An 18232-nucleotide genomic window follows, 5' to 3' on the forward strand; every position below is an offset into this window, starting at 1 on the left:
GTCCCCACTTTCCCGCACATGCGGGAAAGTGGGGTGGTTCGAGGGCCGGTGGCTGCCGCCTTTCCCGCACGTGCGGGAAAGTTGCGCGGGCCTGGTCCGCAACGTCCGTCGCGACCGCCAAGACCGTGGACGACGACGCGCGCTCACGCGCCTCGAAAGCAGGTCAGGAGTCGGCCAGCAGGTGCTCCACGAGGGGCACGACGCGGTGGTCGAGGCGGGTCGCGAGCGAGATCACCGTGGACGCCCGGGTCACGTGCGTGTCGTCGACGACCTGGTCGATGACCCGCTGCAGGTCGGCGTTGTCGCGGCCGACGATGCGGATGAGCACGTCCCCGGAGCCGGTGATCGTGTGCGCCTCGAGGACCTCCGGGATGGCGGCGAGGTGATCGACGACGGGGGAGTGACCACCCCGGCCCTGCCGGATCTCCAGGGTGCAGAAGGCCGTCACGGGGTAGCCCAGCGCGGCGGGGTCGACGTCGGGGGCCATCGAGCGCAGCACCCCGCGCGCCTGCAGCCGGTCCAGCCGGGCCTGCACGGTGCCCCTGGCGACGCCGAGCCGTCGCGAGGCGCCGAGCACGCCGATTCCCGGCTGTTGGAGGAGCAGGAGCAGAATCCGGCAGTCGAGCGCATCGACCGGTGACTTGGGGGCGGAGGGCGCAGGGGGGGACGGCTGGGAGGTCATGCGCAAAGTGTCCGGTACTCAGCGGCATACGGCCAGCATTTTGTGCATGGTGCCCACTTTCTGCGGATTCTGTTGACCATGTCGGCCCGGTTTGCGAACCTCCCGCCCATGACCACTGACACCCACCTCGACCTCACCGACCAGGAGCGCGAGGCGAACCTCGATCTCGAACAGCTCAAACAGCTCGTCGGGCTCGTGGAGTATGACGAGAACAAGGACGTCTTCCCGGTCACCGGATGGGACGCCATCGTCTTCGTCGTCGGCAACGCGACGCAGACGGCGCACTACTACCAGAGCGCGTGGGGCATGGACCTCGTCGCCTACTCCGGCCCGGAGAACGGCAACCGGGACCACAAGGCGTTCGTCCTCAAGAGCGGCTCGATCCGGTTCGTCGTCAAGGGGGCCGTGAGCCCCGACAGTCCGCTGGTCGCCCACCACACGGCCCACGGCGACGGAGTCGTCGACATCGCGCTCGAGGTCCCCGACGTCGACCGATGCATCGTCCAGGCCAAGAAGGCCGGCGCGACCGTCCTCGAGGAGCCGCACGACCTCACCGACGAGCACGGCACCGTGCGGGTGGCGGCCATCGCCACCTACGGCGAGACCCGCCACACGCTGGTCCAGCGACACGTGGGAGGGCACGTCTACGCCGGGCCGTACCTGCCCGGCTACCAGCCCGCGACCTCGACCTTCGTCAAGCGCGACGGCGCGCCCAAGCGACTCTTCCAGGCCCTCGACCACATCGTCGGCAACGTCGAGCTCGGCAAGATGGACGAGTGGGTGGGCTTCTACAACAAGGTCATGGGCTTCGTGAACATGGCCGAGTTCATCGGTGACGACATCGCCACCGACTACTCGGCGCTCATGTCCAAGGTCGTCGCCAACGGCAACCACCGCGTCAAGTTCCCGCTCAACGAGCCGGCCATCGCCAAGCGCAAGAGCCAGATCGACGAGTACCTCGAGTTCTACCGGGGCCCCGGCGCCCAGCACCTCGCGCTCGCCACCAACGACATCCTCACCACCGTCGACGCGCTGCGCGCCGAGGGAGTCGAGTTCCTCGACACCCCGGACAGCTACTACGACGACCCCGAGCTGCGCGCTCGGATCGGCGAGGTCCGGGTGCCCATCGAGGAGCTGAAGAGGCGCAAGATCCTCGTCGACCGCGACGAGGACGGCTACCTGCTCCAGATCTTCACCAAGCCGCTCGGCGACCGCCCGACGGTCTTCTTCGAGGTCATCGAGCGGCACGGCTCGCTCGGCTTCGGCAAGGGCAACTTCAAGGCGCTCTTCGAGTCGATCGAGCGCGAGCAGGAGAAGCGCGGCAACCTCTGACCTCCACCCCATCAGGTCGTATGCCGCTGGGCCCGCTTCCGCACGGAGGCGGGCCCAGCGCGTGCCTCGGTTTCACAGCGGTCCTTCCGCCCGCGGAGGATGCTGAGAGGCATGGAGCTCGGCACCCTCATCCTTCAGACCGACCCGTGGTCGCGTGCGACGCAGCTCTGGCGGGAGGTCGAGGCATCGGGCGTCGACCGCGCCTATGTCGCGGACCACCTGACCCATCCCGCCATGGTGGGTGACTGGGTCGCCGATCCGTGGGTCACCCTCGGCGCGGCCGCCGTCGTGACGACGACGCTGGGGCTGGGGACACTGGTGGCCTCCGCGGCGACCCGGTCACCCGTCCTGCTTGCCCGGGCGGCTGCCACCCTCCACGACGTCAGCAACGGACGGTTCGTGCTCGGGCTGGGGGCGGGGAACCCGCTCGACGCGAAGGCCGAGCGAGGGAGTGACGAGACCACGGCCACGTTGTCGCGTCGCTTCGCGGACGTGGTTCACGGGCTCAAGGCCGTATGGGCGGGGGACGAGGGCTACGCCGGCCGCGTCCTCTCCGTCGACGGCGTCCACTGTGCACCGCATGCCCCGGGACGGACGGCGCCCCCGCTCGTCCTCGCAGCGCACGGGCCGACCGGCCTCGACCTCGTCGCCAGGGAAGGGGACGGGTGGACGGCCTACGGCGGAGCGCGCATCGTCGGCGTCCAGCGACGCGAGTTCTGGGACGTGGTGGGCGCCCAGGCCGCCGCCCTGACCGAGACGTGCGAGCGACTCGGCCGTGATCCGGCGTCCCTGCGCCGCTCGGTCCTCGTCGGCTACGCGGGCTATCGACCACTCGAGTCGGTGGCCTCGTTCGAGGACGAGGCTGCCGCGGCGACAGCCGCCGGTTTCGACGAGCTCTGCTTCTACTGGCCCACCGACGTGATCGGTGGGGTGCTGGCCGCTGATGTCGATGTGGTGTGTCAGGCGATCGCGGCGGTTCATGGCAGAGTTGCGTCATGAGCCAGCAGCCCTCCGGGTGGTACGACGACCCCAGCAACCCTGACATGCTTCGTTACTGGGACGGGGTGACCTGGACCAGCCACACGTCGCCGAGGAAGTCACCGACCGCGTCGCAGCCGAACGCCGGTCAGGGCCCGCAGAGCCCCACGACGCCGATGCCGCAAGGCGGCTGGCAGGCGCAGGGGAGCGGTCAGCAGGGCGCCTACCCGGGGCAGTACCCGAGCGCGGGGCAGCCGAACCCGTACGCCGACCAGGGCCAGTCCGGGGCGCAGTACCCGTACTCCGGGCAGTACCCGGGGGCTCCCGAGTCGCAGGCCTGGATGCGCGGTCCGGTCACGACGGACGGCGTCCCGCTGGCGTCGTGGGGCAAGCGCTTCGGCGCCTGGATCATCGACGGCATCATCCTCGGGGTCCTCGTCTACTTCGCGCTGCGCGCCTTCTCGCCCGGCTACTTCGACTCGGTCCAGGAGATCATGGACGCCGCCGCGGCCGGTGACGATGCCGCAATGGAGAGCCGGATCGGCGAGCTCACCGCTGAGTCGGTGCGGGCCGCGCTGGTCTCCTGGCTGACGATCACCGCCTACTGCATCGCCTTCTGGACGACGACCGCGCAGACCCCCGGCAAGATGGCGCTGCGGATCAGTGTGCGCAGGGTCGACCGGCCCGGTGCTCTGGACCTCGGGACGGCGCTGCGTCGGCGGCTGCTCAGCCTGATCCAGCTCGTGCCCCTCGTCAGCGGCATCTACCCCATCATCTGGCTGCTCGACGGGCTCTGGCCGCTGTGGGACAGCCAGCGTCAGGCCCTCCATGACAAGGTGGGCAGGACCCAGGTCGTCGAGGGCAAGCAGCCGCGTCGCACCAGCTGAGACCGTCAGGCGCCCGGGCGGGCGCGGAAAATCCTTTGCGGTCATCGGTGGCGACGGGGGCACAATGGCGCGGTGCGTGGGAGTCGTCTCCCGCGGCATCGTCGCCGACGGCCATTCCGGCTGACCTCCACCAACCATCACCAAGACCTTGGGGGACCCGTGTCACCTGCACCCGACTCCACCGCGGCCGCGCCGCCCGCGGCGCCTGAGTATCCCGACAGGATCGACGCCGCCGTCCTCAAGGTGGCCGGCGTCGTCGTCCTCGGATCGATCATGTCGATCCTCGACATCACGGTCGTCAACGTCGCGCTGCCGACGTTCGTCCAGGCGTTCTCGACCAACCCGGCCGACCCGCTGCCCTACTCCACCGTCGCCTGGACGATCACCGCCTACACGCTGGCGCTGGCGACCGTCATCCCGCTGACGGGGTGGGCCGCCGACCGGTTCGGCACCAAGCGGCTCTACATGCTCGCGCTGACGCTCTTCACCCTCGGCTCTGCTCTGTGCGCCACCGCTGACTCGATCGGCATGCTGGTCCTCTTCCGGGTGCTGCAGGGCCTCGGCGGAGGGTTGCTCATGCCGCTCGGCATGACGATCCTCACCAAGGCCGCCGGACCTGCGCGGATGGGCCGGTTGATGGCGATCCTCGGTGTCCCGATGCTGCTCGGCCCGATCTTCGGTCCGATCCTCGGTGGCTGGCTCATCGACCACTACTCGTGGGAGTGGATCTTCCTCATCAACGTGCCCATCGGTGCGGTCGCCATCGGTTACGCCTGGTTCGCGCTGCCCAGGGACCGTCCCGAGCCGTCGGAGTCCTTCGACATCATCGGCATGCTGCTCATGTCGCCCGGTCTGGCGGCATTCCTCTACGGCGTGAGCTCGATCCCGGAAGAGGGCACCTTCTTCTCCGCGAAGGTGGGCGTTCCGGCGACGGTCGGCCTCGTCATGCTCGTGACCTTCGTCCTCTACAGCTTCCGGCCGAAGCACCCGCTGCTCGACCTGCGGCTCTTCGCCAACCGCAACCTCACCGTGGCGACCCTGACGATGTTCCTCTTCGGGGCGTCCTTCTTCGGCGCGCTCTTCCTGGTGCCGACCTACTTCCAGCTGGTCCGTGGCGAGCTTCCGGTCGACTCCGGCTGGCTCGTGGCGCCGCAGGGCATCGGTGCGATGGTCACCATGCCGATCGCGGGAGCGCTTGCCGACCGGTTCCCGGTCGGTCGGATCGCCCCCTTCGGCCTGCTGCTCATCGTCAGCGGCATGTTCGCCCTGACCCAGGTGACAGCAGAGACGTCCTACTGGGGCTACCTCATCCCGGTGCTCTTCGTGATGGGGCTCGGGATGGGGGCGACGATGATGCCGATCATGACGTCCGCGCTCAAGACGCTGACCTCGCACCAGGTGGCCCGTGGCTCCACCCTGCTCAACATCACGCAGCAGGTGGCGAGCTCGATCGGGATTGCCGTCATCTCGGTCGTCTACACCAACCTGCTCGCCGAGAAGCCGCTCGCCGGCCCGGCCATCGCTGCCTGGCAGAACCCGTCGATCGCGGACCAGATCGGAGGCCCGGCAGGCGTGGCGCAGGGTCTGGCCCAGGCAGCCGACGCCTTCGCCGGCACCTTCCTCCTCGCGGCGATCCTCGTCAGCCTGACGCTCTTCACGGCGTTGTTCCTGCCGCGACGGCGAGAGCCTTCGCACCTGCTCGACGACACTGCCCCGACCGGCACGGATCCCGACCCGAGCGTGGCCCCCGCCGTCATCCACTGACCGCGCCGCCGGGCCTGTCACCGGCGGGCTGCGCTACCGGGCCGGCTGGATCGTCCCCGCGACCTCGCCGAGGCCGACTCGGGTGCCGTCGGGCCCCGGGGCCCACGCCGTGATGGTGACCGTGTCCCCGTCCTCGAGGAACCCGCGGGAGCTGCCGTCCGCGAGGGTCAGCGGCTCCGTGCCGTTCCAGGTCAGCTCGAGCAGGCTGCCGCGGGTGTCCCGAGCCGGTCCGCTGATGGTGCCGGAGGCGAAGAGGTCGCCACTGCGCAGCGACGCTCCGTTGACGGTCAGGTGGGCCAGCATCTGGGCCGGGGCCCAGTACATGCGGGAGTACTCCGGCCGGGACACGACCGTGCCGTTGAGCTCGACCTCGAGGTGGATGTCGAAGCCGGTCGCCTCCCCGGCGAGGTAGGGCAGGACGGGCGGGTCGGTCTGCCCCGGCACGGGCACGCGCGCCTCGCGCAGGGCGTCGAGCGGGGTGACCCACGCCGAGATCGAGGTCGCGAAGGACTTGCCGAGGAACGGGCCCAGCGGGACGTACTCCCACGCCTGGATGTCGCGCGCGCTCCAGTCGTTGAGCAGCACGACGCCGAAGAGGTGGTCCTCGGCCTCCTCGACGCTCACCCGGGAGCCGAGGGTCGTGGCGCCGCCGACGACATAGCCGAGCTCGGCCTCGATGTCGAGGCGGATGCTCGGGCCGAAGGACGGCGCCGCATCGGCCGGGGCCTTGCGCTGGCCAGTCGGCCGGACGACGTCGGTGCCCGAGACGACGATCGTGCCGGAGCGCCCGTGGTAACCGATCGGCAGGTGCTTCCAGTTCGGCGGCAGCGCCGGGCTGTCCGGACGGAAGATCTGGCCGACGTTGGAGGCGTGGTCCTCGCTGGCGTAGAAGTCGACGTAGTCCGCCACCTCGATCGGCAGGTGCAGGGTGACCTCGTCCAGCGAGTGCAGATGCGGCTCGACCCCCGCCCGATGCACCTCGTCGGTGAGGATCTCGGTGAGCCACTCGCGTGCGGTGGTCCAGGCCGGCCGCCCGAGCGCGAGGAAGGCATTGAGGCTCGGGGTCTGCCAGACGGACGCGAGGTCGGGCCCTTCCCCGACCTGACCCGCGTCGCGTCCGATCGCCGCCACCGCCCCCGCATCGAGGACCTGGTCGCCCACCCGGACACCCACGCGCGGCGAACCCTCGCCGATCGAGAAGACGCCGTAGGGCAGGTGGTGGACGCCGAAGGGGTGTTCGGTCGGCACGTCGAGCCAAGTGGTCACGCAGTGGTCCTTTCGGGAAGCAGGCCGAGGGCCTCGAGTTCGGTGAGGGGGTCCAGCACGCCGCAGCAGCCAAAGCCGGTGAACGAGCCTCGCAGCCGGTCGATGTGCTCGTCGTCGAGCGCCGTGATGCAGCGGACAAGATGCTCGATGTCGGTCCCCGCCAGGACGTCGGCCAGGTCCGGCGCCTCGGCCCCGTCGAGCGCCTCATGCGTGGCGACGACGACGTTGAGCAGTCCGTGCATCGGCTCGCCGCCGTAGTCGCCACGGACGACGTGGTGCAGGCCGCCGGTCAGCTTGAACGCGAGCCCCCGCAGGACGGTGGCGTCGAGGAAGCGACCCAGGGCGGCCTCGTCCGGCCAGGCCCACGCGGGCGTCTGGCCGGTGCGGAACTTCGCCCGCACGTCGGCCTCGGCGTCGACCGCGCTCGCGATGTCATCGAGCGCCGCGTCCTGCTCGGCCCCCAGCCCCACCTCGACGACGACGGGCACGCCGAGGTCGAGCATGCGGCGCCAGTCCTCGCTCCAGCCCATCTCGATGCTCGCGACGTCGACCGAGCGCGCCGCGTTGAGCCGATCAACTCCGTCGACGAGAGGCTCGAGCGGGGTGCCCGGCCGGGCAACCAGACCGACCCGCAGCGGACGGTCGGCCGTGCGGGGGTCGGCCCCGGCGAGGATGGCGACCTCAGCCGCAGCGGATGCCGGCAGGAGCAGGGGACCGAGCTGAGCGGCATACGGTCCATCGCGGAGGTCGAGGTGCTCGCGGACCGCCACGTCGGTCGGGGCCAGCCCGGGGGGAAACACCGCTGCGTCGTCGACGAGATGGTCGAAGATGCGGGCCTGATGGGGGAAGCCGGTCGACCTTGACATGAGCCGGAGCGTACTCCAATGTGTCAAAGGAGAGAGTCTTACGTCCGTTAATCGGACGCGCTATCAGGAGCAGGGCCAGTGAGAGGGAGTCATGGCGTACTACCGGGCGGTCGGGAACATCCCACCCAAGCGGCACACCCAGCACCGTCGGGACGACGGTGAGCTCTACTACGAGGAGCTGATGGGGGAGGAGGGCTTCTCGTCGGACTCGTCCCTGCTCTACCACCGCAACATCCCCTCGACGGTCTCGGCATCGCGGGTCTGGGACGTCCCCGACCAGGCGACGACGCCGAACCATCCCCTGACGCCGCGCCACCTGAAGCTGCACGATCTCTTCGACGAGGCTGCCGTCAGCGCAGCCGACGTCGTCACCGGCAGGCGCCTCGTCCTCGGCAACGGCGACGTGCGGCTCTCCTACGCCGTTGCAGGACAACCCAGCCCGTGGTACCGCAACGCCATCGGCGACGAGTGTGTCTACGTCGAGCGGGGCGCCGCTCGCGTGGAGACGGTCTTCGGCGCCTTCGACGTCGGTGAGGGCGACTACGTCGTCATCCCGCGCGCCACGACGCACCGCTGGCTGCCCGTCGAGGACGCGAGCAACCCCCTGCGCGTCTACTGCATCGAGGCGAACAGCCACATCACCCCGCCGAAGCGCTACCTCAGCAGGTACGGCCAGCTGCTCGAGCACGCGCCGTACTGCGAGCGTGACCTGAGGGGACCCTCCGGACCGCTGCTCGCCGAGGAGGTCGGCGCGGAGGCGACGGAGGAGACCGACGTCTACATCAAACACCGCGGGAACGGCCCCGGTGGCGTCGTCGGGACCATTCACACGCTGCCCTTCCACCCCCTCGACGTCGTCGGCTGGGACGGGTGTCTCTACCCCTACGTCCTCAACATCCGCGACTTCGAGCCCATCACCGGCCGCGTCCACCAGCCGCCGCCCGTGCACCAGGTGTTCGAGGGCCACAACTTCGTCGTCTGCAACTTCGTGCCCCGGAAGGTCGACTACCACCCGCTCGCCATCCCGGTGCCCTACTACCACTCGAACGTCGACAGCGACGAGATCATGTTCTACGTCGACGGCGACTACGAGGCGCGCAAGGGCTCGGGCATCGCGCGTGGCTCGATCTCGGTCCACCCCGGCGGGCACGCGCACGGGCCGCAGCCCGGGGCCACCGAAGGGTCCATCGGCGTGGAGTACTTCGACGAGCTGGCCGTCATGGTCGACACCTTCCGGCCGTTGGAGCTGGGCGAGGGCGGCCTGGCGGTGGACGACGGGATCTATGCCCTGTCCTGGTCGCGGGGGGCGGGCTCGGTGGGGCGCGGCCACCAAGGCGCCGGCGGCGCGCACTCCGAGGGCTGATGAGCGAGCAGGAGCGCGGAGAGCAGTCCGTGGCGGGGCCTGCTGCTCGCGGCAGCCGAGGCCCGGAGAGCTCCAAGACACTCGACCGGGGGATCCAGCTGCTCGAGCTGCTCGCCCGACCCGATCTCGGTGGTGGCCTGACCATCACCGAGCTCGCGGCAGAGCTGGGGGTGGGCCGGCCGGTGGTCTATCGGCTCGTCACGGCGCTCGAGGCTCATCACCTCGTCGCCCGGCGACCGAACGGCAGGGTGCGGCTGGGGCTCGGTGTGAGCCGGCTCGCCGCCGCGGTCCGGCCCCTGGTGCAGTCGGAGGCACGCCCGATCCTCCAGGAGCTCGCCGACTCGGTCGGGGCCACGGCTCACCTGACCGTGGCGGAGGCCGACGAGGCCCTGGCCCTCGTGGTCGTCGAGCCGACGTGGACGAACTTCCACGTGGCGTACCGCGCCGGCACCCGCCATCCCCTCCACCTGGGCGCCGCCGGGCGGGCCATCCTGGCCGGGCGGGCCGGGTCCTCGGAGCTGGTCGTCTCCGGAGGGGAGATCCAGCCGGGAGCCCATGGTCTGGCCATCGCCGTGCTCGCACCGGCGGTTGACGGGGAGCCGGAGCGCGTCGTCGAGGCCTCGGTCGGGGTGGTCGCACTCGGACCCATCGACCCCGGCACGACGAAGCCCCGGCTCGAGCGGGCAGCCCGGGCCCTGGCCCACGTCCTGCGTTGACGTCGCGAGAGCCGGTCCGTCGTCCGCCCGTCAGTCGGCGACCACCGGCTGGCCGCTGAGGCGCACGCCGGCCTGCTCGAGCTGGGTCAGGGCTGCCTCGGTGGTCTGCCGGGCGACCCCGGCGGTGAGGCCCAGCAGGACCGTCGTCTCGAATCCCTCGCGCTGCGCATCGAGCGCGGTCGCGCGGACACAGTGGTCGGTCGCGATGCCGACGACGTCCACGCGTGAGATGCCGCGGTCCGTGAGCCAGGTCGCGAGGCTGGCCTGCTCGGCGTCATCGCTGCGCCCCTCGAACCCGCTGTAGGCGGCTGCATGCTCACCCTTGCGAAAGACCGCCTGCACCGCGCGCAGGGCGGGCGTCAGGTTGGGATGGAAGGCGGCCCCACCGCCCTCGGCGACACAGTGCACCGGCCACGTGTCGACGAAGTCGGGTGCCGTCGAGAAGTGGTCGCCGGGGTCGACGTGCCAGTCCGCGGTCGCGACGACCGCGTCGTAGTCGCCGCCGTGCTCGTCCACGTGGGCCGAGATGGCCTGCGCCACCGCGGCCCCGCCTGCGACGGCCAGCGAGCCGCCCTCGCAGAAGTCGTTCTGCACGTCGACGATGATGAGTGCGCTTCGCCGACCCACGGGTCCGGCGACGCCGGAGTCCGTGGGGGAGTGGCCGTCGTAGTCGGGAGTCACGCTCAGTCCTCCTCGTAGATCGTCGGGATCACGGGCTCGCCGCGGGACAGCTGGGTGGCCGCTCGCGGCAGCTCGGCGCGAGCGGCGGCGTGCCGGGCGCGGGCCTCGTGGATGTCCTGGTGGTTCACGACCTCTCCGTCCCGCACGAGCTCGACCATCAGGGGTCGGTCGTCGCCGTCGTCACGTGGCGGCTCGGCCAGGCCGATCACCTCGGCCTCGGCGACGCCGCCGCCGTTGCGCCGCCGCAGCGCCCACTTGCGCCCGCCCACCGTGGCCTTGTCCTTGCTCTTCTTGGCGACGCCCTCCATCTGCCCGGCGCTGTTCTCGCGCTGGACGAGCTTGTAGACCATCGACGCGGTCGGGGCGCCCGAGCCGGTGACCAGGGCCGTGCCGACTCCGTAGCCGCTGACCGGACCCGCGGCCAGGGCAGCGATGGCGTGCTCGTCGAGGTCGGAGGTGACGATGATGCGGGTGTCCCGGTTGCCGGCGGCGTCCAGCTGGGCGCGGACCTCCTTGGCCTGGATGAGCAGGTCGCCCGAGTCGAGGCGGACGGCCCCGAGCTCCGCTCCGGCGATCTCGATCGCGAGCTCCACGGCCTGCTTGACGTCGTAGGTGTCGACGAGCAACGTCGTGCCCTTGCCGAGTGAGTCGACCTGAGCGGTGAACGCCTCACGCTCCGAGTCGTAGAGGAGCGTGAACGCATGCGCTGCCGTGCCGGCCGTGGGCACGCCGTAGCGACGGCCCGCCTCGAGGTTGCTCGTGGCCTCGAACCCGGCGATGTAGGCGGCCCGCGCCGCCGCCACCGCGGACTCCTCCTGGGTGCGCCGGGAGCCCATCTCGATGCAGGGCCGGTCTCCGGCGGCCGACGTCATGCGCGAGGCCGCGGACGCGATGGCGGTGTCGTGGTTGAGGATCGACAGGACCAGGGTCTCGAGGAGGACGCCCTCGGCGAACGTCGACTCGACGACGAGCACCGGCGAGTAGGGGAAGTAGCACTCGCCCTCCGCGTAGCCGGTGATCGTCCCGCTGAACCGGTAGCCCGCGAGCCAGTCGATGGTCCGCGCGTCGACGATCTTCCGCTCGGCGAGGAAGCGCAGCTCGTCGTCGCCGAAGCGGAACTGCTCCAGCGCCTCGAGGAAGCGCCCGGTGCCGCCGACGACGCCGTAGCGCCGCCCGTCCGGCAGCCGCCGCGAGAAGGCCTCGAAGACGCACTTGCGGTGGGCCTCGCCGGACTCCAGCGCGGCCTGCACCATCGTCAGCTCGTAATGGTCGGTCAGCAGTGCGGTGCTCACGATGGCCAGCCTACGGTCCGGCTGGGTGCGAGCGCGGTCACAGTGCGGCCATAGGCTGGACACGTGATGTCGACCAGCCTTTCCCTCGCGCCACCTGCGCCGGTCCGCAGCCCAGAGACCGAGGAGGTCACCGAGACCGCCGAGGTGGTGGCTCCTGACGTGCCGTGGGTGACGCTGGTGTGGAACGACCCGGTCAACCTCATGAGCTATGTGACGTGGGTCTTCGAGACCTACTTCGGCTATCCACGAGCCAAGGCGGAGAAGCTGATGATGGACGTCCACACCAAGGGCCGCGCGGTCGTCTCGAGCGGCCCGCGCGAGTCGATGGAGCGCGACGCGGAGTCGCTGCAGGGCTATGGCCTCTGGGCGACGTTCGAGAAGGACGAGTGATGGCCCGCGCCTTCCTGCCGGAGGACGGACGCTACGTCGCCGTCCTCGACGAGACCGAGCGCTTCATGGTCCATGGCCTCATGGAGCAGACCAGGGCCGTGCTCTCCCCGGAGGTCGAGTCCACCGGGGACGCCTTCGCCGACCTCGTCGCGTCGATGGGGGTGTCGGTCGCCACGCAGGACCAGACGCCTGACCGCACGGACGGCGCAGCCGGAGACGACGAGGACGGGTGGGACGACGAGCGCGACCCCGCGCTGGACCGCCTGCTCCCGGACGCGCACCGCGGCGACGGCGACGTGGCTGCGGAGTTCCGTCGCCTCACCGAGGAGGGGCTGCGCCAGCGCAAGAGCGGCAACCTCGACCTCGCCATGTCCCGGCTCGCCGAGGTGTCCGATGACGACCGCGTCGTCCTGGAGGCAGCCCAGGCGCCGGCCTTCCTCATGGCGCTGACGGACGTGCGGCTCCTGCTCGCCGAGCGGATGGGGATGCGGACCGAGGAGGACGCCGAGCGGCTGCACGCGGCCATGGAGGTCATCGGCGACGACGACCCACTCGGCTACGCGATGGCCTGGTACGACTTCCTCACGTGGCTCCAGGAGACGTTGACGCAGGCGCTCATGGGCGAGGACTGACCGACGCCGCAGCCCGGCCAGGCCGCGGAGCACGTCGCCCGTGTGACACACCCGACGAGCGAGTCGCGGGTGCTCGGCGGGCTCGGCACCTAGGCTCAGTGCGTGGACCTCACCATCGTCGGCTGCGCCGGTTCGTTCGCCGGCCCGGACTCGCCGGCCTCGAGCTACCTCGTGCGGAGCGAGCACGAGGGGCGGACGTGGTCCATCGTGTTCGACCTCGGCAACGGGGCCCTCGGGCACCTGCAGCGCCATGTCGACCCGTTGACGGTCGATGCCGTCCTCGTCAGTCACCTGCACGTCGATCACTGCATCGACCTGTGCGGCCTCTACGTCATGCTCAAGTACGTGCCGGGCGGGTCCGGCCGCGAGGGACTGCCCGCCTACGGTCCGGACGGGACGGGGGACCACCTGGCCCGCGCCTACGGCAACGAGGAGATCGAGGACGTGCCGGGCGTCTTCGACTTCCGGACGCTCCGGGACCGGGAGCAGATCGTCATCGGGCCGTTCACCATCACTCCGCTTCGCGTCGAGCATCCGATCGAGGCCTACGGTTTCCGGGTCGAGGCGGACGGCCGGGTGTTCGTCTACACCGGCGACACGGACCTCTGTGACGCGCTGACGCCCCTCATGACCGGCGCCGACCTCGTCCTGGCCGACGCGGCCTTCGTCGACGGACGGGACGAGATCCGCGGCATCCACCTGTCGGGCAGTCGCGCCGCAGAGGCCGCCGTCCGGGCGGGTGGCGTGCAGCGACTCATGCTCACCCACATGCCCGCGTGGAACGACCCTGAGCAGTGCCGGGCACAGGCTGCGGCCGTGTGGCCGGGTGAGGTGGAGATCGCCAAGCCGGGCGCCACCTACGTCGTGTGACGCCTTTCCCGTATGCCGCTGGGCTCGCTCTGACGGTTGGGTGACCTGCTGCGCGGGGCTCGGTCGGGGGACGGGCCGTCGCCTACCGTTGGGGCATGGCTAGCCTCAGGGACATGACTGCGACACGACATGACGGACGGGCCCCCGACGAGACGCGCGAGGTGCGGATCACCCGGGGATGGCTCGACCACGCCGAGGGGAGCGTCCTCGTGGAGTTCGGGCGCACCCGCGTCCTGTGCGCCGCGTCGTTCACCGAGGGAGTGCCGCGCTGGCTCAAGGGCAAGGGGACGGGCTGGGTGACCGCGGAGTACGCGATGCTACCCAGGGCCACCAACACGCGCTCCGACCGCGAGAGCGTCAAGGGACGCATCGGCGGCCGCACGCATGAGATCTCCCGTCTCATCGGTCGCAGCCTGCGGGCGGTGATCGACACGAAGGCGTTGGGCGAGAACACCATCGTCCTGGACTGCGACGTCCTCCAGGCCGACGGCGGCACCCGCACCGCCGCCATCACCGGCGCCTACGTCGCGCTCGCTGACGCGATCGAGGACGCCCGCCGCAAGGGACTCATCGGCAAGGGGGCCCAGCCCCTGACCGGGTCCGTCGCCGCGGTGTCCGTCGGCATCGTCGGCGGCCAGGCGGTGATCGACCTCGACTATCCGGAGGACTCGACCGCCGAGACGGACATGAACGTCGTCATGACCGGCGACGGCCGCTACATCGAGGTCCAGGGCACCGCAGAGGGCGAACCGTTCGACCGCGCGCTCCTCGACGACCTCCTGGAGCTGGCCGCCAAGGGCTGTGCCGACCTCACGGCCGCCCAGCAGGCGGCGCTCGCCTCAACCTCCGAAGGGGCGGTCTCATGACCAAGCTCGTCCTCGCCACCCGCAACCACCACAAGGTCGAGGAGATGCGGGAGATCCTGGCGGACGTCTGCACCCAGCTCGACCTCGAGATCGTCGGCCTCGACGAGTTCCCCGATGCGCCCGACGTCGTCGAGGACGGCGTCACCTTCGCGGCCAACGCCGTGCTCAAGGCGCAGTCGGCCGCCGAGGCGACCGGGCTCCCGGCGCTCGCGGACGACTCAGGGCTGGCCGTCGACGTGCTCGGCGGCGCGCCCGGCATCTTCAGTGCACGCTGGTCCGGCAGCTCGGGCCCGGGCGCCGACCGCGCGAACCTCGAGCTGCTCCTGTCGCAGCTGGGCGACGTGCGCGACGAGCACCGCGGGGCAGCGTTCGTCTGTGCGGCCGCCCTCGTCCTGCCCGACGGCCGCTCCGCGGTCGAGGTGGGGCGCTTCCCGGGCAAGGTCGGCCGGGAGCCCCGGGGGAGCGGGGGCTTCGGCTACGACCCGATCTTCGTGCCGGACGGCCAGCCCGACCCCGCCACGGAGCGGACGCTGGCCGAGTACGCCCCCGAGGAGAAGAACGCCGTCTCCCACCGCCATGTCGCCTTCCGCGCCCTCGTCCCACGCCTGCGGGAGCTGCTCCGGCCATGACCTCGACCAGCCCGGCCCACACGGCGGCCCCCCACGAGTCGGGGCGCAGCGGGGCCGGGCGCGTCGCGGCGGCCAACGGGCTGGTGGCTGGTCTGCTCACGGTCGGGCTGGCCACGCTCCTTGCTGCCCTGCTGCATCAAGGTGGGGCGACGAGCGGCGAGCCGGCGCCGGTGGCTGCCGTCAGCGGCGCGTTCGTCGATCGCACTCCCGCCTGGCTCAAGGACCTGGCGATCAGCGTCTTCGGCACCAACGACAAGAGAGCCCTCCTCGTGGGCGTCGCCGTCGTCCTCGCGGCCTGCTGCGTCCTCGTTGGAGTGCTCGCGCAGAAGCGACCAGCATGGGCGTTGAGTGCTTTTGCCTTGCTCGGTGTCGTCGGAGCAGCAGCTGTCCTGTCGCGGCCCGGCGCGTCGGTGACGGACCTGGTGCCGACGGTCGTCGGGACTGGCCTCGGGCTGTGGTTCCTCCACCACGGCTCGGGCGAGGCGACCACGGCGGCCGCCGCCAACCCGGCCCGACGCCTGCTGCTCGGCGCAGCGGCAGGCGGCTCAGCGGCATACGTCGGAGGGTGGCTCGGTGGGGACTCCGCGGCGGCCACGGCCTCGCGGGACGCGGCGGCACGAGAGGCTGCGCGGGGGACGCCCGTCCAGGTGCCGGCCGGCGCGGACCTCGGAGTCCCGGGAACGACGCCGTTCGTCGTGCCCAACAGCGACTTCTATCGAATCGACACGGCGATCGTCGTGCCCCGGCTCACCGCAGCGGACTGGCGGCTCAAGGTCACCGGGCTGGTTGAACGCGAGATCGAGCTCGACTGGGTCACGTTGCAGGACAAGCCGATGCGTGAAGCGCTGGTCACCCTGGCCTGCGTCTCCAACGAGGTCGGGGGCGACCTCATCGGCAACGCCGTCTGGACCGGCTGGCCCGTGCGTGAGCTGCTCGCACTGGCGGGCCCCCGGGCGGGCGCGGACATGGTGCTGCAGACCAGCGCGGACGGTTGGACGTGCGGGACCCCTCTGGCGGCGCTGGCCGACGACCGCAATGCCCTCCTCGCCGTGCGGATGAACGGCGAGCCGCTGCCCTTCGAGCACGGCTTCCCGGTGCGGCTCGTCGTCCCGGGGCTCTACGGCTACGTGTCGGCGTGCAAGTGGGTGACCGAGCTGAAGGTGACGACCTTTGCCGCGGACGTCGGCTACTGGACACCGCGTGGCTGGTCGGCCGAGGGGCCGGTCAAGACGTCCTCGCGGATCGACGTCCCGCGGACCGGGGCGGTGGTCAACGCGGGCCGGGTTGCCGTCGCCGGGGTCGCGTGGGCGCAGCACCGGGGGATCACCGCTGTCGAGGTCCAGGTCGACGACGGGGCCTGGAAGGCAGCGCGGCTCGCGACCGACGCGAGCATCGACGCGTGGCGGCAATGGGTCTTTGAGTGGGAGGCGCAGCCGGGGAGCCACACGCTGCGCGTCCGAGCGACGGACGCCGACGGCAGGCTGCAGTCCGCCGCCGAACGGCCGCCGGCTCCGGACGGCGCGGAGGGCCTGCACACGGTGACGGTCCGCGTGGAGTGAACGTCGCGCAGGTCCGCGCGATCAGAGCGCGTCGGCGCGGCCCCCGCCGACGAGGGCCTCGGCCTCGATCTCCACGAGGAGGTCGGGATCGATGAGCGCCGCCACCTCGACCATGGTTGCTGCCGGCCGGACCTCGGCGAAGACCTCGCCGTGCGCGCGACCGACCTCCTCCCAGCTCCCGATGTCCGTGACGTAGATCCTCGTCCGCACGACGTCGGCCGGTGACGCACCGACCTCCGCCAGAGCGGCGCTGATGATCTCCAGAGCCACCTTCGCCTGCACGTAGGGGTCGCCGAGCCCGACGACCGATCCGTCGCGCACCGCAGTCGTCCCCGCGACGTGCACGACATTGCCGACCCGGACCGCCCGCGAGTAGCCAACCTGCTGCTCCCACGCGCTGCCGCTGCTCACCTGGTGCCGCATGGGGCCAGCGTAGGGAACTAGGCTGGGCTCCGGCTTCCCGTCGCGGGAGCCACACAGGCGGACGTGGTGGAACTGGTAGACACGCAGGATTTAGGTTCCTGTGCCTCGGCGTGCGGGTTCGAGTCCCGCCGTCCGCACTCTGGTGAACGACCCGACGAAGGAGACCCCGTGAGCGAACGACTCGAGCCCGGCGACCAGGCCCCCGACTTCGCCCTCGCCGACGACACCGGCTCGACCGTCCGGCTCAGCGACTACCGCGGCCGCAAGGTGATCGTCTACTTCTACCCCGCGGCCATGACCCCCGGGTGCACGAAGCAGGCGTGCGACTTCAGTGAGTCGCTGGAGGCGCTGCGCGGGGACGGCTACGAGGTCCTTGGCATCAGCAAGGACAAGCCCGCGAAGCTCGCGAAGTTCCGGGAGCGCGACGCCCTGACGATCCCCCTCCTGTCCGACGAGTCGCTCGAGGTGCACCGCGCCTACGGCGCCTACGGCGAGAAGAAGCTCTACGGCAAGACCGTCGAAGGCGTGATCCGCTCCACGTTCGTCGTCGACGAGGACGGCGTCGTGTCCCACGCCCTCTACAACGTCAAGGCGACCGGGCACGTGGCCAAGCTGCGGCGGGACCTCGGCCTCGCGGCCTGAGCGCCTGAGCCCCACAGCACGTCCGCGCGACTAGAGTCGTCACCAGCCTGACGAAAGGAAGCGTCATGTCCGAGACCGCACGCATCGAGAGAGACATCGAGGCGGCCCGCTCCCGCCTCGAGGGGACCGTCAACGAACTGGCCTACCGGGCGCAGCCCAAGGTCATCGCCGAGCGCCAGGCCGCGAGCCTCAAGCTCAAGCTCAACGAGGCAACGCACACCCCCGACGGGCAGCTCCGGGTCGAGCGGATCGGCGCGGTCGTCGCGGCCGCGGTGGCCCTGGTCGTCGTCGCGGGCCTGATCCGCCGCCGGCGCCGCTGACGGCCCACCGGAGACCCGCACCTTCACATGAGCAAGAGCACGTCCACCAGCGGATCGGCAGCCGGGCGGCTGCC

20 protein-coding genes and 1 tRNA gene are annotated in these 18232 nt (G+C 71.0%); 15 read left to right on the forward strand and 6 right to left on the reverse strand.

All coding sequences use genetic code 11. The features are described from left to right. Positions 1-163: 163 nt before the first annotated feature. Positions 164-682, reverse strand: a complete 519-nt coding sequence (locus OO014_RS15325) for an Lrp/AsnC family transcriptional regulator (protein WP_272463193.1) — start codon at positions 680-682, stop codon at positions 164-166. Positions 683-790: 108 nt separating this feature from the next. On the opposite strand from OO014_RS15325, the gene hppD reads away from it, so the two are divergent. The 4 genes from hppD to OO014_RS15345 all read left to right on the forward strand — a co-directional run bounded on the left by hppD (position 791) and on the right by OO014_RS15345 (position 5643). Beyond that, entirely contained in the window at positions 791-2014 is a 1224-nt protein-coding gene (gene hppD, locus OO014_RS15330; RefSeq protein WP_272463194.1) for a 4-hydroxyphenylpyruvate dioxygenase, read from the forward strand. A 111-nt stretch (positions 2015-2125) separates the two neighbouring features. Next, a complete protein-coding gene (locus tag OO014_RS15335) occupies positions 2126-3013 on the forward strand; it encodes an LLM class flavin-dependent oxidoreductase (protein ID WP_272463195.1) in 888 nt (295 codons plus the stop codon). Beyond that, positions 3010-3879: an RDD family protein gene (locus OO014_RS15340; RefSeq protein ID WP_272463196.1), complete on the forward strand. Its 870-nt coding sequence runs from the start codon at positions 3010-3012 to the stop codon at positions 3877-3879. The genes OO014_RS15335 and OO014_RS15340 overlap by 4 nt, the downstream gene beginning before the upstream one ends. A gap of 159 nt (positions 3880-4038) precedes the next feature. After that, positions 4039-5643, forward strand: a complete 1605-nt coding sequence (locus OO014_RS15345) for a DHA2 family efflux MFS transporter permease subunit (RefSeq protein WP_272463197.1) — start codon at positions 4039-4041, stop codon at positions 5641-5643. 33 nt (positions 5644-5676) lie between these two features. Here OO014_RS15345 and fahA read toward each other — a convergent pair whose 3' ends face one another. Together fahA and OO014_RS15355 are read right to left on the reverse strand one after the other, a co-directional pair. Continuing rightward, complete coding sequence (gene fahA / locus OO014_RS15350; protein ID WP_272463198.1) at positions 5677-6909, reverse strand: fumarylacetoacetase; 1233 nt, start codon at positions 6907-6909, stop codon at positions 5677-5679. Further along, complete coding sequence (locus OO014_RS15355) at positions 6906-7775, reverse strand: hypothetical protein (RefSeq protein WP_272463199.1); 870 nt, start codon at positions 7773-7775, stop codon at positions 6906-6908. The genes fahA and OO014_RS15355 overlap by 4 nt, the downstream gene beginning before the upstream one ends. A 91-nt stretch (positions 7776-7866) precedes the next feature. On the opposite strand from OO014_RS15355, the gene OO014_RS15360 reads away from it, so the two are divergent. Together OO014_RS15360 and OO014_RS15365 are read left to right on the forward strand one after the other, a co-directional pair. Beyond that, a complete protein-coding gene (locus OO014_RS15360) occupies positions 7867-9138 on the forward strand; it encodes a homogentisate 1,2-dioxygenase (RefSeq protein ID WP_272463200.1) in 1272 nt (423 codons plus the stop codon). Continuing rightward, positions 9138-9854 carry an IclR family transcriptional regulator gene (locus OO014_RS15365; RefSeq protein WP_272463201.1) on the forward strand — a complete coding sequence of 239 codons (717 nt, stop codon included), beginning with the start codon at positions 9138-9140 and terminating at the stop codon, positions 9852-9854. Before OO014_RS15360 ends, OO014_RS15365 begins: the two co-directional genes overlap by 1 nt. Positions 9855-9884: 30 nt before the next feature. On the opposite strand, the gene OO014_RS15370 is transcribed toward OO014_RS15365, so the two are convergent. Both OO014_RS15370 and OO014_RS15375 read right to left on the reverse strand, forming a co-directional pair. Beyond that, positions 9885-10481 carry an isochorismatase family protein gene (locus OO014_RS15370; RefSeq protein WP_272463212.1) on the reverse strand — a complete coding sequence of 199 codons (597 nt, stop codon included), beginning with the start codon at positions 10479-10481 and terminating at the stop codon, positions 9885-9887. A gap of 56 nt (positions 10482-10537) precedes the next feature. Next, positions 10538-11827: a nicotinate phosphoribosyltransferase gene (locus tag OO014_RS15375; protein ID WP_272463202.1), complete on the reverse strand. Its 1290-nt coding sequence runs from the start codon at positions 11825-11827 to the stop codon at positions 10538-10540. A gap of 66 nt (positions 11828-11893) precedes the next feature. On the opposite strand from OO014_RS15375, the gene clpS reads away from it, so the two are divergent. The 6 genes from clpS to OO014_RS15405 all read left to right on the forward strand — a co-directional run bounded on the left by clpS (position 11894) and on the right by OO014_RS15405 (position 16773). Beyond that, the gene (gene clpS / locus OO014_RS15380) at positions 11894-12217 is read left to right on the forward strand and encodes an ATP-dependent Clp protease adapter ClpS (RefSeq protein WP_272463203.1); all 324 of its coding nucleotides are present in this window, start codon (positions 11894-11896) and stop codon (positions 12215-12217) included. Then, positions 12217-12849 (forward strand): DUF2017 domain-containing protein, encoded by a 633-nt coding sequence (locus tag OO014_RS15385; protein ID WP_272463204.1) that lies wholly within the window; start codon positions 12217-12219, stop codon positions 12847-12849. Before clpS ends, OO014_RS15385 begins: the two co-directional genes overlap by 1 nt. A gap of 102 nt (positions 12850-12951) precedes the next feature. Next, entirely contained in the window at positions 12952-13719 is a 768-nt protein-coding gene (locus OO014_RS15390; RefSeq protein ID WP_272463205.1) for an MBL fold metallo-hydrolase, read from the forward strand. A 113-nt stretch (positions 13720-13832) separates the two neighbouring features. Further along, positions 13833-14585: a ribonuclease PH gene (rph, locus tag OO014_RS15395; RefSeq protein WP_272463206.1), complete on the forward strand. Its 753-nt coding sequence runs from the start codon at positions 13833-13835 to the stop codon at positions 14583-14585. Then, on the forward strand, positions 14582-15214 hold the full coding sequence (gene rdgB, locus OO014_RS15400; protein WP_272463207.1) for an RdgB/HAM1 family non-canonical purine NTP pyrophosphatase: 633 nt from the start codon (positions 14582-14584) through the stop codon (positions 15212-15214). Before rph ends, rdgB begins: the two co-directional genes overlap by 4 nt. Continuing rightward, on the forward strand, positions 15211-16773 hold the full coding sequence (locus tag OO014_RS15405) for a molybdopterin-dependent oxidoreductase (protein ID WP_272463208.1): 1563 nt from the start codon (positions 15211-15213) through the stop codon (positions 16771-16773). The genes rdgB and OO014_RS15405 overlap by 4 nt, the downstream gene beginning before the upstream one ends. Positions 16774-16794: 21 nt before the next feature. Here the strand turns inward: OO014_RS15405 and OO014_RS15410 are convergent, their stop codons facing one another. Then, positions 16795-17196, reverse strand: a complete 402-nt coding sequence (locus OO014_RS15410; protein ID WP_272463209.1) for a RidA family protein — start codon at positions 17194-17196, stop codon at positions 16795-16797. Between the two features lie 57 nt (positions 17197-17253). On the opposite strand from OO014_RS15410, the gene OO014_RS15415 reads away from it, so the two are divergent. From OO014_RS15415 to OO014_RS15425, 3 genes are all read left to right on the forward strand, one after another. Continuing rightward, positions 17254-17333, forward strand: a tRNA-Leu gene (locus tag OO014_RS15415). A 31-nt stretch (positions 17334-17364) separates the two neighbouring features. After that, on the forward strand, positions 17365-17838 hold the full coding sequence (gene bcp, locus OO014_RS15420; RefSeq protein ID WP_272463210.1) for a thioredoxin-dependent thiol peroxidase: 474 nt from the start codon (positions 17365-17367) through the stop codon (positions 17836-17838). A 65-nt stretch (positions 17839-17903) separates the two neighbouring features. After that, positions 17904-18158, forward strand: a complete 255-nt coding sequence (locus OO014_RS15425) for a DUF3618 domain-containing protein (RefSeq protein WP_272463211.1) — start codon at positions 17904-17906, stop codon at positions 18156-18158. Positions 18159-18232 lie beyond the last annotated feature (74 nt).

Origin of the sequence: Intrasporangium calvum (assembly GCF_028446585.1) — a bacterium.
In the GTDB taxonomy this organism is placed as follows: domain Bacteria; phylum Actinomycetota; class Actinomycetes; order Actinomycetales; family Dermatophilaceae; genus Intrasporangium; species Intrasporangium calvum_A.

Coding starts and splice junctions, on each gene's coding strand:
- rdgB (WP_272463207.1), top strand. CDS start 14,582: ATGACCAAGCTCGTCCTCGCCACCCGCAACCACCACAAGGTCGAGGAG.
- OO014_RS15425 (WP_272463211.1), top strand. CDS start 17,904: ATGTCCGAGACCGCACGCATCGAGAGAGACATCGAGGCGGCCCGCTCC.
- OO014_RS15405 (WP_272463208.1), top strand. CDS start 15,211: ATGACCTCGACCAGCCCGGCCCACACGGCGGCCCCCCACGAGTCGGGG.
- OO014_RS15410 (WP_272463209.1), bottom strand. CDS start 17,196: ATGCGGCACCAGGTGAGCAGCGGCAGCGCGTGGGAGCAGCAGGTTGGC.
- OO014_RS15355 (WP_272463199.1), bottom strand. CDS start 7,775: ATGTCAAGGTCGACCGGCTTCCCCCATCAGGCCCGCATCTTCGACCAT.
- hppD (WP_272463194.1), top strand. CDS start 791: ATGACCACTGACACCCACCTCGACCTCACCGACCAGGAGCGCGAGGCG.
- rph (WP_272463206.1), top strand. CDS start 13,833: ATGACTGCGACACGACATGACGGACGGGCCCCCGACGAGACGCGCGAG.
- OO014_RS15360 (WP_272463200.1), top strand. CDS start 7,867: ATGGCGTACTACCGGGCGGTCGGGAACATCCCACCCAAGCGGCACACC.
- OO014_RS15340 (WP_272463196.1), top strand. CDS start 3,010: ATGAGCCAGCAGCCCTCCGGGTGGTACGACGACCCCAGCAACCCTGAC.
- OO014_RS15385 (WP_272463204.1), top strand. CDS start 12,217: ATGGCCCGCGCCTTCCTGCCGGAGGACGGACGCTACGTCGCCGTCCTC.
- OO014_RS15365 (WP_272463201.1), top strand. CDS start 9,138: ATGAGCGAGCAGGAGCGCGGAGAGCAGTCCGTGGCGGGGCCTGCTGCT.
- OO014_RS15325 (WP_272463193.1), bottom strand. CDS start 682: ATGACCTCCCAGCCGTCCCCCCCTGCGCCCTCCGCCCCCAAGTCACCG.
- clpS (WP_272463203.1), top strand. CDS start 11,894: ATGTCGACCAGCCTTTCCCTCGCGCCACCTGCGCCGGTCCGCAGCCCA.
- OO014_RS15335 (WP_272463195.1), top strand. CDS start 2,126: ATGGAGCTCGGCACCCTCATCCTTCAGACCGACCCGTGGTCGCGTGCG.